This is a genomic window from Flavobacterium erigeronis, from assembly GCF_054075165.1.
The window spans coordinates 296728-311713 of the sequence record NZ_JBSKGP010000010.1; the positions used below are offsets into that span (position 1 = coordinate 296728).

At 35.5% G+C, this 14986-nt stretch carries 12 protein-coding genes; 4 read left to right on the forward strand and 8 right to left on the reverse strand.

Features of this window, described 5'->3' with window-relative positions; all coding sequences use genetic code 11:
* Positions 1–2: 2 nt before the first annotated feature.
* The 7 genes from hypD to ACWA1F_RS19935 are packed head-to-tail and all read right to left on the reverse strand — an operon-like array spanning position 3 to position 8188.
* A complete protein-coding gene (hypD, locus tag ACWA1F_RS19905) occupies positions 3–1079 on the reverse strand; it encodes a hydrogenase formation protein HypD (RefSeq protein ID WP_456896260.1) in 1077 nt (358 codons plus the stop codon).
* Position 1080: 1 nt separating this feature from the next.
* A complete protein-coding gene (locus ACWA1F_RS19910) occupies positions 1081–1707 on the reverse strand; it encodes an FKBP-type peptidyl-prolyl cis-trans isomerase (protein ID WP_456896262.1) in 627 nt (208 codons plus the stop codon).
* A gap of 3 nt (positions 1708–1710) precedes the next feature.
* Positions 1711–3987: a carbamoyltransferase HypF gene (hypF, locus tag ACWA1F_RS19915; protein WP_456896264.1), complete on the reverse strand. Its 2277-nt coding sequence runs from the start codon at positions 3985–3987 to the stop codon at positions 1711–1713.
* 13 nt (positions 3988–4000) lie between these two features.
* Positions 4001–4507, reverse strand: a complete 507-nt coding sequence (locus ACWA1F_RS19920) for a HyaD/HybD family hydrogenase maturation endopeptidase (protein ID WP_456896266.1) — start codon at positions 4505–4507, stop codon at positions 4001–4003.
* Between the two features lie 29 nt (positions 4508–4536).
* A complete protein-coding gene (gene cybH, locus ACWA1F_RS19925) occupies positions 4537–5286 on the reverse strand; it encodes a Ni/Fe-hydrogenase, b-type cytochrome subunit (RefSeq protein ID WP_456896268.1) in 750 nt (249 codons plus the stop codon).
* A gap of 15 nt (positions 5287–5301) precedes the next feature.
* Positions 5302–7038, reverse strand: coding sequence for a nickel-dependent hydrogenase large subunit (locus ACWA1F_RS19930; RefSeq protein WP_456896270.1), 1737 nt, complete (start codon positions 7036–7038; stop codon positions 5302–5304).
* A 16-nt stretch (positions 7039–7054) separates the two neighbouring features.
* On the reverse strand, positions 7055–8188 hold the full coding sequence (locus tag ACWA1F_RS19935) for a hydrogenase small subunit (protein ID WP_456896271.1): 1134 nt from the start codon (positions 8186–8188) through the stop codon (positions 7055–7057).
* Between the two features lie 169 nt (positions 8189–8357).
* Between ACWA1F_RS19935 and ACWA1F_RS19940 the strand changes: the two genes are divergently transcribed.
* From ACWA1F_RS19940 to hypE, 4 genes are read left to right on the forward strand one after another with little or no spacing between them, the layout of a single operon-like run.
* Positions 8358–8699 (forward strand): hydrogenase maturation nickel metallochaperone HypA/HybF, encoded by a 342-nt coding sequence (locus ACWA1F_RS19940; protein WP_456896273.1) that lies wholly within the window; start codon positions 8358–8360, stop codon positions 8697–8699.
* A gap of 8 nt (positions 8700–8707) precedes the next feature.
* Positions 8708–9571: a hydrogenase nickel incorporation protein HypB gene (gene hypB, locus ACWA1F_RS19945; protein ID WP_456896275.1), complete on the forward strand. Its 864-nt coding sequence runs from the start codon at positions 8708–8710 to the stop codon at positions 9569–9571.
* Between the two features lie 2 nt (positions 9572–9573).
* Positions 9574–9810: a HypC/HybG/HupF family hydrogenase formation chaperone gene (locus tag ACWA1F_RS19950; RefSeq protein WP_456896277.1), complete on the forward strand. Its 237-nt coding sequence runs from the start codon at positions 9574–9576 to the stop codon at positions 9808–9810.
* Positions 9811–9821: 11 nt separating this feature from the next.
* Positions 9822–10832, forward strand: a complete 1011-nt coding sequence (gene hypE, locus ACWA1F_RS19955) for a hydrogenase expression/formation protein HypE (RefSeq protein ID WP_456896279.1) — start codon at positions 9822–9824, stop codon at positions 10830–10832.
* Between the two features lie 118 nt (positions 10833–10950).
* On the opposite strand, the gene purL is transcribed toward hypE, so the two are convergent.
* Entirely contained in the window at positions 10951–14604 is a 3654-nt protein-coding gene (purL, locus tag ACWA1F_RS19960) for a phosphoribosylformylglycinamidine synthase (protein WP_456896281.1), read from the reverse strand.
* Between the last annotated feature and the right edge of the window lie 382 nt (positions 14605–14986).

The window sequence follows — 14986 nt, forward strand, 5'->3', positions numbered from 1 at the left end:
AATTATAAATAGTTAAAGTAGGCAGCGCAAGCTCCTTCAGAAGAAACCATCGGAGCTCCCAGCGGATTGGATGGCTTGCATTTCTTTCCAAACTCGGGACATTCATGAGGCCTTTTATTTCCAGTTAGAATTTGTCCGGCAATACACGATTGATTTGCTTTTTTATTGTTAGTTCGAATAGAAAACTTTTGATTCGCATCATATGTTTTGTATTCTTCTCGAATTACAAGTCCACTGTTTTCGATAGCGCCAATGCCTCGCCATTCTTGAGTTCCAATTGTAAAAACGGTATCTACAACTTCTTTTGCCCGAGTGTTTCCTTCTTCTTTTACCAATCTTGTATATTGGTTTTCTACTTTGTATTCGCCTTTTTCAAGTTGCAGGATAGTATGATAAATGGCCTGAACCATATCGGCAGGCTCGAATCCAGAAACAACAATCGGAATTTTATATTTTTCAGAAATTGGATAATATTCTTCAAGGCCAACTATTGTACACACATGGCCGGCTCCTAAAAAAGCATTAATAGTGCAAAACTCATCAGACAAAATAGCTTCCATGGCAGGCGGCACCAAGACATGAGAAACTAATAAACTAAAATTGGTCAAACCCAGTTTTTGGGCATATTGTACCGCTAAAGCATTGCTGGGAGCAGTAGTCTCAAAACCTACAGCAAAAAAAACGACTTCTTTATCTGGATTTTTAGAAGCAATATTTACAGCTTCGAGTGGCGAATATAAAATACGCAATTCACCACCTTCTGCTTTTGCCTGAAGCAAGCTCTTAATAGAACCAGGAACGCGAATCATATCTCCAAAAGAACACATAATTGCCCCTTGATTCATTAATTCGATGGCTTTGTCAATTAATGAAATTGGTGTAACACAGACAGGACAACCCGGTCCGTGAATCATTCGGATATTTTTTGGCAATAAATCGAGTAAGCCATTTTTTACTAGCGAATGTGTCTGTCCGCCACAAATCTCCATTATATTCCAAGGCTTTGTCGTTATTTTATGAATTTCGCTTATATAATGTTTTACCAACTCTGGATTTCGGTATTCAGAAAGATATTTCATTTTAGATAATATTTAAAAGCTTAATGGTAAAAACCAAAGTAGAATTGGGTTGAATCATTGGCGGAGCACCAATTTCTGCGTATGCCAGATCATGCGGAATATAAATTTTCCAACTCGATCCTTCTGGCATTAATTGCAAAGCTTCCTGCCAGCCTTTGATGGTTTGCGAAATCTGCATTTTTTGTGGGCCAGAATCTTTAGTAGAATCAAAAACATTTTTGTTTAATAAATAACCTTCATAAATAACACTTACGGTATCTGAGTGCTTCGGAATTTCGCCAGTTCCTTTTTCTAAAATCTCATATTGAAGACCGCTCGGGAGTGTGATGATATTTTCCTTTAAAGCATTTTTTGCTAGAAAAGCACTTCCGATTTCGGCATTTTTCACTTTTAATTCTTCTTGTAGAAGTGCCACATAATTATTAAAAATTTCAATAGAACGTTTGGGTGAAATTTTTTCTGTAGACTTTTCAAAAACAGATTTCATTCCGTCTGCAAAATCCTCATACATGATTTCTTCAAAACCAATATCTTTTAAGCTTAGTGCCATAACAACTCCAGCAGAGTACGAAATTTTATCCTTCTCTTCGGTCTTGCCAATATGTCCTAATAATTCTAAAATATCCATATTTTAATTTTTTAAATGTAAATAATGATTAAGCTGTCCAAAGGATATGTTTTCATCATTTGGAGATAGCAATTCATGAAAATGTAGTTTGAAGTTTGGTTTTAAATGATCAATAATCAAATCGACGAAAACACTATTTTGAAATACACCGCCACTAAAAGCAATTTCTTTTGATTTTGAAAAAAGAGCGATTTTTTCAATGCACTTCACTAAGGTGTAGTGAAAATTTAGAGCGGCAGTTTCCCAATTTGTCTCACTCTTCGAAGCTTTAATAAGTTGTGTCAGCAATTTTTTTGTTGGGATTGTATTGCTGATGTTTTCATCCCGTAGATAATCTTTTAATTTAACGTGCGGTTTGTTGTAAGCTTCTTGCGCTAATTTTTCCAGATACATTGCGGCTTCACCTTCAAACAAGATTGGATTGTGAAAACCTAAAACAAATGCAACGGCATCAATTAATCTTCCCATTGATGAAGATTTAATCGTTTTATTTTTAATGAGATTTGAATAAATTTTTATTTCGTTTGAATTAAAATATTTCCAAAAATGGTTGTTGCAATTGCTTATAGATAGAGCTGCAATCTTTGGATTTTTAGCCATTTTATCTCCCGCTATCCAAGAAAAATACCCCAAATGAGCAATTCTTTTTATTGGTTTTTGACGGAGATATTCAAAAAATTCTCCTCCAAAAATTTCTGTCTCGCTTCCGTACCCAGTTCCATCCCAGATTACGCCTAATATTTTAGATCTATTCCACAATTTTTTTTCAGCCAGAATTGCTGAAAAGTGAGCCTCGTGATGCTGAATTTTAAAATTTTCTGTAGCCTCATTTTTACCTTTGAGATCTCTAATTATTTTATTGTTTTCATAATTAGGATGCTTGTCGTGAAGAATACTATCTGGGGAAAAATTGAAGAAATTTGCATAACTGCGTACTTTGTTTTCAAATCTCTTATAAGTTTCATAATGTGCTAAATCACCAATATATTCAGTAGTATAAACTTGATGGTTTTGCGCAAGAGTGAGCGTGTTTTTTAGATCGGCTCCTAAAGCGAGCACTTTTTTATCTGTGCTTTTTGATAAAGGAACATCAAGGTTAGGAGCAAAACCTCTAGATCGGCGTAAGATTATTTTTTGTTTGTGCTTATTCGAAAACTTAATTACAGAATCATCCTGAGAATGTTGAATTTCTAAATTATGATGTAAAAAATAATCAGCGACTGTATGTAATGATTCTGTAGCCTCAATAGTGGTAGAACAAATAGGGGAGCCATTAAAATTGCCACTTGTAGCAATTAGAGGTTTGTGAAACAATTTAGAAATTAAAAACAACGTTCCAGAGTTTGGCAGCATAGCCCCAACGGTATTGACATTTGGTGTTATTTGTTGTAGAGCCAAATCTAATTTTTCTTTTATGGACAAAATGACAATTGGAGTTTGGACAGAAAGAAGCATATTCTTTTCTGTTTTGTCATAGTGTAAATAATTTTCAATTTGAGGGATATCTGTGAATAAAACGGCAAAGGGTTTAGTTTGCCTTTTTTTACGATTGCGAAGTTCTTGAACAGCATCAGGGTTTGTGGCATCGCAAAGAAGCAGATATCCACTGTTATTTTTTACAGCTATTATTTTTCCTTCATGCAACTTTTGAAAAATCGTTTCAAAAATTTCTCGGTTATTGCCAGAAATTACATTTCCAGCATTATCTGTCAGTGAAATTTGTATACCACAGTCAGGGCATGAATTGGTTTGTGAATGAAAACGAATATCTTTTGGACTGTGATATTCCTCTAGACATTTTTTACACATTTTAAAAGACTGTAAACTAGTGTTTTCTCTTTCAAAAGGAAATTTAGTTGCAATAGCATATCTTGGTCCGCATTCCGTACAGCTTATAAAAGGATAATAAAATCGACGGTTTTTGGAATCTAAAATTTCTTTCTTGCAGTTTTCACAAATTGCAAAATCTGGTGTAAGCAGAGAATTCACCGCTATGTTTTCTGCTGTCGGTTTGATCGAAAAGGTATCGAATTTTTCTGCAACTAAAATTTCTGAAATTGCAATATGTTGAACTGTCGAATTTTTAGGATATCTTCTTTTTAATTCATTATAAAACCTTATTATAGCCGCTTCTTTTTCTTGCGCAACTATAAGAACTCCAAATTGATTATTAGATACATAACCTTTCAGATCATGTTTTGTAGCCAAATTGTATATAAAAGGTCGGAAACCAACGCCTTGTACAATGCCAGAAATTACTATTTGAAAGGAGGGAATCAAAAAAAGGGAATTATTAGTTTTTAAAATTTGCTATTTGCTGTAAAATCTTTTCAGTAACTTTTTGGATGGCATTATCTACTTTAGGAGAGAGTATCATAGACATCGGTTCCATTTTAAGTATCGTGATCGTATATAAATAAATTTCGGGCATGGTATCGAGCATCGATAAAATGTCAACCATATCTTTAAGCCCGAAATTGTGTCCGCTCAAGGAAACTGGAAAATCTTCAGAAAAGCGCGGTTTTAAAAGTGTTATTGTTCCTTCTTCTTTATCGTCCATTGTAGCATCTACAATAATCACTTTTCTATGATTTTCTATGTAAGGAATTAAAGTAAAACCACCAGTTCCGCCATCTATAAATGAAATATTCTCTGAGAATTTTGTTTTGTCAATTCTATTTATAAAATGCACTCCAACGCCTTCATCTCCCATAAGATAATTGCCGATTCCTAGTACTAGAATTTCATTTCCATCAGTATGGAAATGATCTATCTTTTTTTCAATAACATCTTCTTGCATATTTCTTTGGTATCAAAATTAGAAAGCAGTTACCATGGTAAATCCTGCTCAATATTTTCATCTGTATTATTGATGTTCTCCTCTGTTTTTACTCTTTCAGTACGTACAAATTTGTAACCGCTTACCATTGCAGATGTTTCACCCAAGCCTTCCAGCCAATCGTGGAAGAATACCAAATAGATATGGACTATGGCAAAGAGGATAAATGTCCAAGTGGTAAAATGATGTATTGTTCTAACATTAAGATCACCGCCTGCTAAATCAGTAACCCAACCAAACATTTTTGGAAAAAACCATGTCGAAGTTGGCGCATACATAGCAAAACCAGTGAAAACCATAACCAAAGCCATGATAAACATCACCAGATAGGATGCTGCAGCCACACTATTGTGACCTACAGCACCGCTCGGGGCTCCGTTTGTTTCTTCATTTTGTAAAAAAATGTCATATTTTACAACATGCCACATTCTTTTAAAACCTTCTTTTTTAAATGGAAAAAAGACACGCCAATTTGCGTATTTATTTCCTTTAAAAGCAAAATATACCCTTAAGATCATGACCGCAACTAATAAATAGGCACATGCAAAATGGATTTCTCGAATGTAACCAAGCCAAAATTGATTGGTTGCTTCTTGTTTGGAGATTATACCTGGCGGATTACCTATGATAAAACCTGTTGCAACTAATCCCGTAATTGCCCAAGCATTTACCCAATGAAAAATACGTATCGGTAACTGCCAGATATAAGCTCTTTTATAATCGTTAGTTTTTGTTGGCATGCTGTAAATTTTATATTAAATAGTGCAAATTGAAATATCGTTTACTTCTTTAATAATGTTGCCGTTTTCATCGTATAAATGAACTGCACAAGCAATACAAGGATCAAAAGAGTGAATAGTTCTAATGATTTCTAATGGCAAATCTGGATTTGCAACTGGCGTATTCAATAAACTGCTCTCATACGGAGAACGCTGTCCTTTTGGATCTCTAGGTGAAGCATTCCATGTAGATGGAACCACTTGCTGATAGTTGGCAACTTTTCCATTTTTAATGACAATCCAGTGACTTAATGCACCTCTAGGAGCTTCTACAAGTCCAACACCTTGAGATTCTTTTGGCCAAGTTGAGGTTTCCCATTTCTCCATATTAGCCATTTTTGTATCACCGTTTTTGATATTCTGAATTAAAGCATCAAAGAATTCCAGATTCCATTCGGCTACTAATTTTGATTCTAAAGCTCTGGCAGCAGTTCTTCCTAAAGTTGAAAACAAAGCTGCTGCAGGAATTTGCAATTTCGATAAAGTAGAATCTATAATATCTTTAAATTCTTCCCTTCCTGATGCGTAACCAACTAGCATTCGCGCAAGCGGACCAGCTTCCATGGCATGGCCTTTCCATCTTGGAGTTTTGATGAAGCTGTATTTCTGATCTACATTTAGATGAGTATACGGAGGTTTTGGACCAGTGTAATTAATCTTCGTTTCGCCGCTCCAAGGCTGTCTTCCTGTATTTCCTTCACCTTCATAATCGTACCATGAATTATTTACGTATTCTTCAACTGTTTTTAAATCTCTTAAGTCTAAGTCGTGAACTTTTGTAAGGTCTTTGTTTAAAATAACTCCAGAAGGGAATTTGAAAGTATTCATGTTGGTATTATTATATCCCTGAGTCGGAAAATCTCCAAAAGACATAAAATTATGAAAGCCTCCAATAGCTCCCCAATCTTTATAAAAACCTGCAATTGCTAAAACATCTGGCACATAAACTTGTTCTACAAATCGTTTTCCATCTTCTAACAGCTGTCTGACAAATGCCAATCTTTCTGCATTTAATCCACTGGCATCATCTAGATTTATCGAGCAGGCCATTCCGCCCACTAAGAAATTAGGATGCGGATTTTTACCTCCAAAAATAGCGTGCACTTTTACAATTTCTTTTTGCCATTCTAAAGCTTCGAGATAATGAGCTGTAGCCATCAAATTGGCTTCAGGAGGCAGCTTCATTTGAGGATGTCCCCAATAACCATTGGCAAAAATGCCTAATTGTCCACTGGCAACAAATTTTTTAAGTCGTTTTTGTAAATCTGAGAAATAGCCAGGAGAACTTTTAGGCCAGTTAGAAATGGACTGTGCTAATTGAGATGTTTTCACAGGATCTGCATTTAGTCCGCTTAAAACATCGACCCAGTCAAAAGCATGCAAATGATAAAAATGCACTACGTGATCGTGTAGGTACAAAGCACCAAGCATAATGTTTCTTACAATTTCTGCATTTGGCGGGACAACAATTCCCAATGCATCTTCTACAGCTCTAACAGATGCTGTTGCATGTGTCGCAGTACAAACACCGCAAGTTCTTTGCACAAATGCCCAAACATCTTTTGGATTTCTATCTTTTACAATATTTTCTAACCCTCTCACCATTGTAGAAGATAAAAAAGCTTCTTTTATCGTGCCGTCTGAGATTTCAACTTCGGCTCTCAAATGTCCTTCAATACGTGTAATAGGGTCTACTACGATTCTCTCTGCCATGTTTATTTTTTATAGATTATAAATCCTCTAAATGTTTTTCGTTTTCAGTTCCCTGATTAATTCTATGAGTAAGTTCTTTTCTTTTAGATATATTAGAAATAATGGCATGTGCACCAATTCCAGCCGCAACTCCTCCAAGAGCTATTTTGCCTAAAGTGTCAGCATTTGCTTCAATATTGCCCGGATTCACTGCTGCATCTCTAGAATAGAAACTTCCTGCATCCCAGAAATCATTGGCGCTACAGCCAATGCATCCATGTCCAGATTGAATAGGATAACTTACACCACCGTTCCATTTCATATTGCCACAAGCATTGTAAGTGCTTGGTCCTTTACAGCCGACTTTATATAAGCAGTATCCTTTTTTGGCATTTTCATCATCAAAGCTCTCTGCAAAAAGTCCTGCGTCAAAATAAGGTCTGCGATAACAGCTGTCATGAACTCTTTTTGAATAAAAAGCTTTCGGACGACCAGAACTGTCTAATTCTGGAAGTTTTCCAAATGCAACCACATGCACAATGATTCCAGCCATAACTTCTCCAATAGGAGGACAGCCAGGAACATTAATAATAGGTTTATCTGTAATGATTTTGTGAATAGGAACTGCACCCGTTGGATTTGGTTTTGCAGCCTGTACACAGCCAGACGTTGCGCAGCTTCCCCAAGCAATAATGGCTTTTGCTCCGGCTGCTGCTTCTTTTAAAATCTCTACAGCGCTTCTCCCGCCAATACAGCAATAATTTCCATCAGCTCCCATCGGAATAGAACCTTCTACACAAAGGATATATTCTCCTTTATATTTATCCATTGTTGCTTTTTTAGCTGCTTCGGCCTGATGTCCAGAAGCCGCCATGAGCGTAAGAGTGTAGTCTAAAGAAATTTTGTCCAGAATAATATCAGCAACGATAGGATGGTCCGATCGAATGAATGATTCGCTGCAGCAAGTGCATTCTTGAAAGTGTTCCCAAATAACGGGTAGTCGAGGAGTAGTTTCTAAAGCTTTAGTAATTTGGCCAATTGCAGAACTTTGAACGCCCATGTAAGCTCCTATATAGGCAGCAAACTTTAAAAAATCCCTTCTGCTGTAGCCTTGTCTTTCTATACTATCATAATAGGTCTCATTGCCTTTTTCTTTTTCCTTTTCCTCCATACTAATAATGTTTTATAAAAATGCAGTTTTAGAAACTTTGGTTTTACATTTTTTGCGGGGCTAAAATTATCTAAACATTTATTTCGCAAAACTGATAATTGTCAGTTTTTACTTTCTTTTTTGTTTTTACCTTGCGCGGTTGAAAAAAATATTTGAAATAAAAAGAATCATGCATGAGCTTTCTGTAGTTACCTCAATTGTAAAAATTGCCGAACAAGAAGTACATAAAATAAAAGGTAAAAAAGTACTGGAACTTTATTTAGAAATTGGCAAACTATCAGGAGTAGAAATGAGTTCTTTTCATTTCGTCTGGCCGCAATGTATTAGCGGAAGCGTTTTGCATGACTCCTTATTATATGTTGAAGAACCAATTGGAAGAGCCAAATGTGCCGAATGCGAAATGGAGTTTCCGATAGAAAAAAGTTTTGACAGCTGTCCAAAATGCAATAGTCCATTTAAAGAGATACTGTCAGGAAAGGAATTAAAAATAAAAAAGATAATTATTAAATAAATTTATATATGTGTACGACTTGCGGCTGCAGTTCTGATGAAAATGAAATACGATTCACCAAGATAGGCGATAAAAACTCCTATTCTCATTATCATTCCGGACATTATCACCATCACCATCACGAAGACCATCATCATGAACATCATTTCGATCACGACCACGATAATGATAGTCACAACCATGACCACGACCATATTCATGATCATCATCACTCGCATGAAATTAATATTGTGCAGCTTGAAAAAGATATTTTATATAAAAATCAATTGACAGCAGAGCGAAATAGAGGCTTTTTTGAAGCATTGAACATTTTTTCAATTAATCTTGTCAGTTCTCCAGGCTCGGGAAAAACTTCTTTGTTGGAGCGAACGATTTCAGATTTAAAAAGTAAAATGGCATTTTCGGTTATAGAAGGTGATCAGCAGACTACCAACGATGCCGACAGAATTCATAAACTGAATGTTCCTGTTATACAAATCAATACTGGAAAAGGCTGTCATTTAGATAGTGAGATGATTGCGAAAGCAGTTAAGGAGTTAAAACCTGCTCAAGATTCGGTTTTAATGATTGAAAACGTTGGTAATCTGGTTTGCCCTGCGATGTTTGATTTGGGCGAATTGAAACGGGTTGTAATTATCTCGGTTACAGAAGGTGAGGACAAACCGCTTAAATATCCGGATATGTTTTTAGGTTCACAAATCTGTATTATCAATAAAATAGATTTGCTGCCCTATTTAAAATTTGACTTAGAAAAATTAAAAGAATATGCTAAAAAAGTCAATCCGCATTTGACCTTTTTTGAGGTTTCTACAACTTCAGGAGAAGGCTTATCTGCGTGGTATGAGTTGTTAGTGCAATCTATAAAACGATAAATATGTGTTTAGCAGTTCCTGGTTTATTAGAAAAAGTAGTAGTAGAACTTGATGAAACTTTCAGAATTGGAAATGTTTCTTTTGAAGGTATTATTAAAGAAGTTAATCTGGCGCTCGTTCCAGAAGCAAAAGTGGGTGATTATCTTTTAGTGCATGTTGGTGCGGCTATTGGGATCATTGATGAAATAGAAGCTAAAAGAACGATGGAAGTCCTGAAAGAACTGGGCGAAGAAATTTAATTTTTAGTGAAATGAATAAAAATAAAGAAGTCATTCATTTACATCACGGTAGTGGCGGTGAACACATGACAAAATTATTGAATGAAGTAATTTTTAAAATTTTGAAAAATGATATTTTAGAAGTGCGTCATGACGGCGCATTTTTAAATATTCAAGGAAATTTGGCATTTTCTACCGATAGTTATGTTGTGTCTCCTATATTTTTTAAAGGTGGAAATATTGGAGAACTTGCCGTAAATGGTACTGTAAATGATCTCTCGATGTGCGGTGCGATTCCTAAATTTTTATCTCTGGCATTAATTATTGAAGAAGGGTTTTGTATGGAAAAACTTACTAAAATTATTAAATCTATAAAGATTGCGGCTGATAAGTCTAATGTGCAAATCGTTACTGGTGATACTAAAGTTGTAGAGAAAGGAAAAGGAGATCAAATTTATATCAATACTTCTGGAATTGGCGTAATTCATGAAAGGGCAGCTATAAAAATTCAAAATATTCGAGAAAATGATGCAATTCTTATAAACGGACCAATTGCTTCACATGGAATGGCTATTATGTCTGAACGCGAAGGTCTGGAATTTGAAAGTGATATTTTGAGTGATACTACCAATTTAAATCATGTTGTGGTAGATTTAATCGAAAGGTTTGGCGATAAGATTCACTTTTTAAGAGATGCTACACGAGGAGGACTTGCTTCGGTTTTACACGAAATAACAACTGAAAATGATTTTGGCATTGCTATTTTTGAAGAAAAAATTAAAGTTGAGAATCAGGTGAGAAGTGCTTGTGAATTATTAGGTTTAGATCCTTTATATGTTGCCAATGAAGGAATTTTTGTCTGTATTGCTTCGCCTGAAATTAAGACAGAAGTTTTAGAGATTTTGCAAAAAGAAAATCAAAATGCTTCAGAGATAGGTTTTATTACTGCAGATCATCCGTCAAAAATAGTTATTGAAAGCAGTTTTGGAGGAAAAAGAGTTGTGAATCCTTTGGTTGGTGAGCAATTGCCGAGAATTTGTTAATATTTTATAGCCACGAATTTACGAATTTTATTTGCAAAAATTGAATTAATGAAATTCGTGAATTCGTGGCTATAAAAAAAACGCTCGATAAAATTCGAGCGTTTTAGTTATAAATATTTTAGTTTTTTTCAATCCATTTTCTAGCATTGATAAAAGCTTCATGCCAAGGAGTGTATTCGTCATTTCTGTCTTTTGGATAATGTGCCCAGTTCCATTGGAAAGTAGAACGCTCAATATGAGGCATTGTAACCAAATGTCTTCCTGTTTTGTCGCACATCATAGCTACATCATAATGAGAACCGTTCGGGTTTGCTGGATATCCTTCGTAAGCATATTTAGAAACAATGTTGTAGTTTTCTTCACCCATTGGCAAATTAAATTTACCTTCTCCGTGAGAAACCCAAACTCCTAAAGTGCTTCCTGCCAGTGTTGATAACATTACAGAGTTGTTTTCCTGAATTTTTACAGAAGTAAAAATACTTTCGTGTTTGTTACTGTCGTTATGCAGCATTTTTCCATGAACTTCATGCTCTGGATTAATTACTTCCAATTCCATAAACAATTGGCATCCATTACAGATTCCGACAGATAATGTATCTTCTCTTTTGAAGAAATTGTCTAAAGCTGTTTTTGCTTTTTCGTTGTATAAGAAAGCTCCAGCCCAACCTTTAGCAGAACCTAAAACATCTGAGTTAGAGAAACCTCCAACAGCACCAATAAACTGAATATCTTCTAACGTTTCGCGACCTGAAATTAAATCGGTCATGTGAACGTCTTTTACATCAAATCCAGCCAAGTACATAGCGTTTGCCATTTCGCGCTCAGAATTACTTCCTTTTTCGCGAATAATAGCTGCTTTTGGACGAGGTTTAGAAGCATCAATTACTGGCGCTTTACCTGTAAAATGACTTGGGAAAGTGTAATTTAAAGCTTGATTTTTATAGTTTTCAAAACGTGCTTTAGCAGTTCCGTTTTTAGATTGTTTTTGATCTAATAAATAAGAAGTTTCGAACCAAATGTCTCTGTATGTAGGAATATCCAATTTATAAATTCCAAATTCCAAAACTGCTGTGTTTTGAACTTCTCCAATTTTGAAAAATTCAATATCATTAGCTTTTAATCTCGCTTCAACTGCTTCGTTTGAGTTGGCTTGGAATACGATTCCGATGTTTTCTGCGAAAAGGATTTTCAATAAGTCTTTTTCCGCGAAAGCGCTGAAATCAATTTTTGCTCCCAAATTCACATCAGCAAAACACATTTCTAATAAAGTGGTGATTAAACCACCGCTTCCGATATCGTGTCCAGCTAAAATTTGATTTTCAACGATTAATTCCTGAATCGTATTAAATGCATTTTTGAAGAAAGTCGAATCTTTAATAGTAGAAGTTTCGTTTCCAATTGCATTTCTAATTTGTGCAAAAGATGAACCTCCAAGTTTGAAATCATCTTGAGACAAATTAATATAATAGATTGAATCTCCGTCTTTTTGTAAAACAGGCTCTACTACTTTTTTAATATCTGTACAGTTTCCAGCAGCAGAAATAATTACCGTTCCCGGTGCAATTACTTCGTCATTTGGATATTTTTGTTTCATCGAAAGTGAATCTTTTCCAGTTGGAATATTGATTCCCAATTCGATTGCAAATTCAGAACAAGCTTCAACAGCAGCGTATAAACGAGCATCTTCACCTTCGTTTTTACAAGCCCACATCCAGTTTGCAGAAAGAGAAACCCCTTTTATTCCGTTGATAATTGGAGCCCAAACTAAGTTAGATAACGATTCTGCAATAGCATTTCTAGAACCAGCAGCAGGATCAATCAAAGCAGCGATAGGAGCATGCCCGATAGAAGTTGCAATTCCTTCTTTTCCTAAATAGTCCAATGCCATTACACCAACGTTGTTCAAAGGCAATTGTAACGGACCTGCAGTTTGCTGTTTTGCTACTTTTCCTCCAACGCAACGGTCCACTTTGTTAGTTAACCAGTCTTTAGATGCAACCGCTTCTAAACGTAAAACGTCTTTTAAATACGATTCGAAATCTGCTGCATTGTAAGCAACGTCAGCATATTTTCTATCAACAGTTTTGTCTGTCATGATCGTTTTTGGAGAACTTCCGAAGAAATCTTCCAAAGCATAATCCATTGGTTTTGAACCGTTAGATTGTGATTGGAATGTAAAACGGTGATCGCCCGTAACATCTCCAACTTCGTACATTGGCGAACGCTCTCTATCAGCAATTCTTTGTAATGTATCGATATCTTTTTGACCAATAACCAATCCCATTCTTTCCTGAGATTCGTTACCAATAATTTCTTTTGCAGAAAGCGTTGGGTCTCCAACTGGTAATTTATCTAAATCGATTAGACCTCCAGTTTCTTCCACCAATTCAGAAAGACAGTTTAGGTGTCCGCCCGCACCGTGATCGTGAATCGAAACAATTGGGTTATTGTCGCTTTCTACTAAACCACGAATCGCGTTTGCAGCACGTTTTTGCATTTCTGGATTAGAACGCTGAATCGCGTTTAACTCAATTCCTGAACCGAAAGCTCCAGTATCTGCAGAAGAAACTGCAGCACCACCCATTCCGATTCTATAATTTTCTCCACCCAAAATAACGATTTTATCGCCTTCTTTTGGTTTGTGTTTAATTGATTGATCTACTTTTCCGTAACCAATTCCACCCGCTTGCATGATTACTTTATCGTAACCAATTTTTCTGTTTTCTTCTTCATGTTCGAAAGTTAAAACAGAACCTGTAATAAGCGGCTGGCCAAATTTATTTCCAAAATCAGAAGCTCCGTTTGAAGCTTTGATTAAAATATCCATTGGCGTTTGGTACAACCATTTTCTTTCTTCAACTGCATTTTCCCATTTTCTGTCTTCGTTCAAACGAGAGTAAGAAGTCATGTAAACCGCAGTTCCAGCTAATGGCAATGAACCTTGACCACCAGCTAAACGGTCACGAATTTCTCCTCCAGATCCTGTTGCAGCTCCGTTGAAAGGCTCAACTGTTGTTGGGAAATTGTGTGTTTCGGCTTTTAAAGAGATAACCGAATCAAATTCTTTTACTTCATAAAAATCTGGTTTGTCAGCAGATTTTGGTGCAAATTGCTGCACTTTTGGTCCTTTTACAAAAGCAACGTTGTCTTTGTAAGCAGACACAATATCGTTAGGGTTTTCCTGAGATGTTTTTTTGATTAATTTGAAAAGAGAAGTTTCCTTTTCTTCGCCATCAATTACAAATGTTCCGTTGAAAATTTTGTGACGGCAGTGCTCTGAATTCGCCTGAGAAAAAGCAAAAATTTCAGAGTCAGTTAATTTTCTTCCAAGTTTTGCTGAAAGATTGTTTAAGTAATCAACTTCTTCTTCGCTTAAAGCTAAACCTTCAACTTTGTTGTAAGTTGCAATATCTTCAATCTCCAGAATTGGTTCTGGCTGAATGTTGATAGTGAAGATTTCTTGATCTAATTCATTGAATTTTTGGAATAACATTGGATCAAAATCAGTGAAATCTTCTGTTGCAGGATGAAATTCTTCGATTCTGATGATACCGTCAATACCCATGTTTTGAGTAATTTCTACAGCATTTGTACTCCAAGGTGTGATCATAGTGGCGCGTGGACCAACAAAAAAGCCTGCCAGTGCAGATTTTTCGATCTTGTTTGCATCGGCAAAAAGCCAGTTTAATTTTGAAATGTCTTGAGCTGAAATTTCGTTTTGCGTTTGTACGGCAAAAACAGTTTTGCTTTGGTTTTCAAAGAAATGGATCATTTGTGTAGTTTGTTGTATTGAGCTGCAAATTTAATGTAAATAAATAGTAAGCGCAAATTTGGAAACTGTTCTTTAAAAAAAAGTTGAAATTGCTTTTTTCTTGCAGAATTATTTTTTTCTGCCACGAAGGCGCTAAGGCGCAAAGTTTTTTTTATTCTAAACAGGTGAAGGTTTTTATTTTTAATGGATTGTCGTGATTTTACCTTTTTTTTATGAACTGGAATTTAATTAATACTGCTAAATCATGGCTCTCGCAGATTTTGCAGATTTTGCGGATTTTTTTCATTTGGAAGGGCTGAAAAAGTTTTATTTCACGCAGATTTGCTCAGATTTTAGCAGATTTTGCTAGATTTTTATTTTAAAATCTGCTAAATCTACGTGG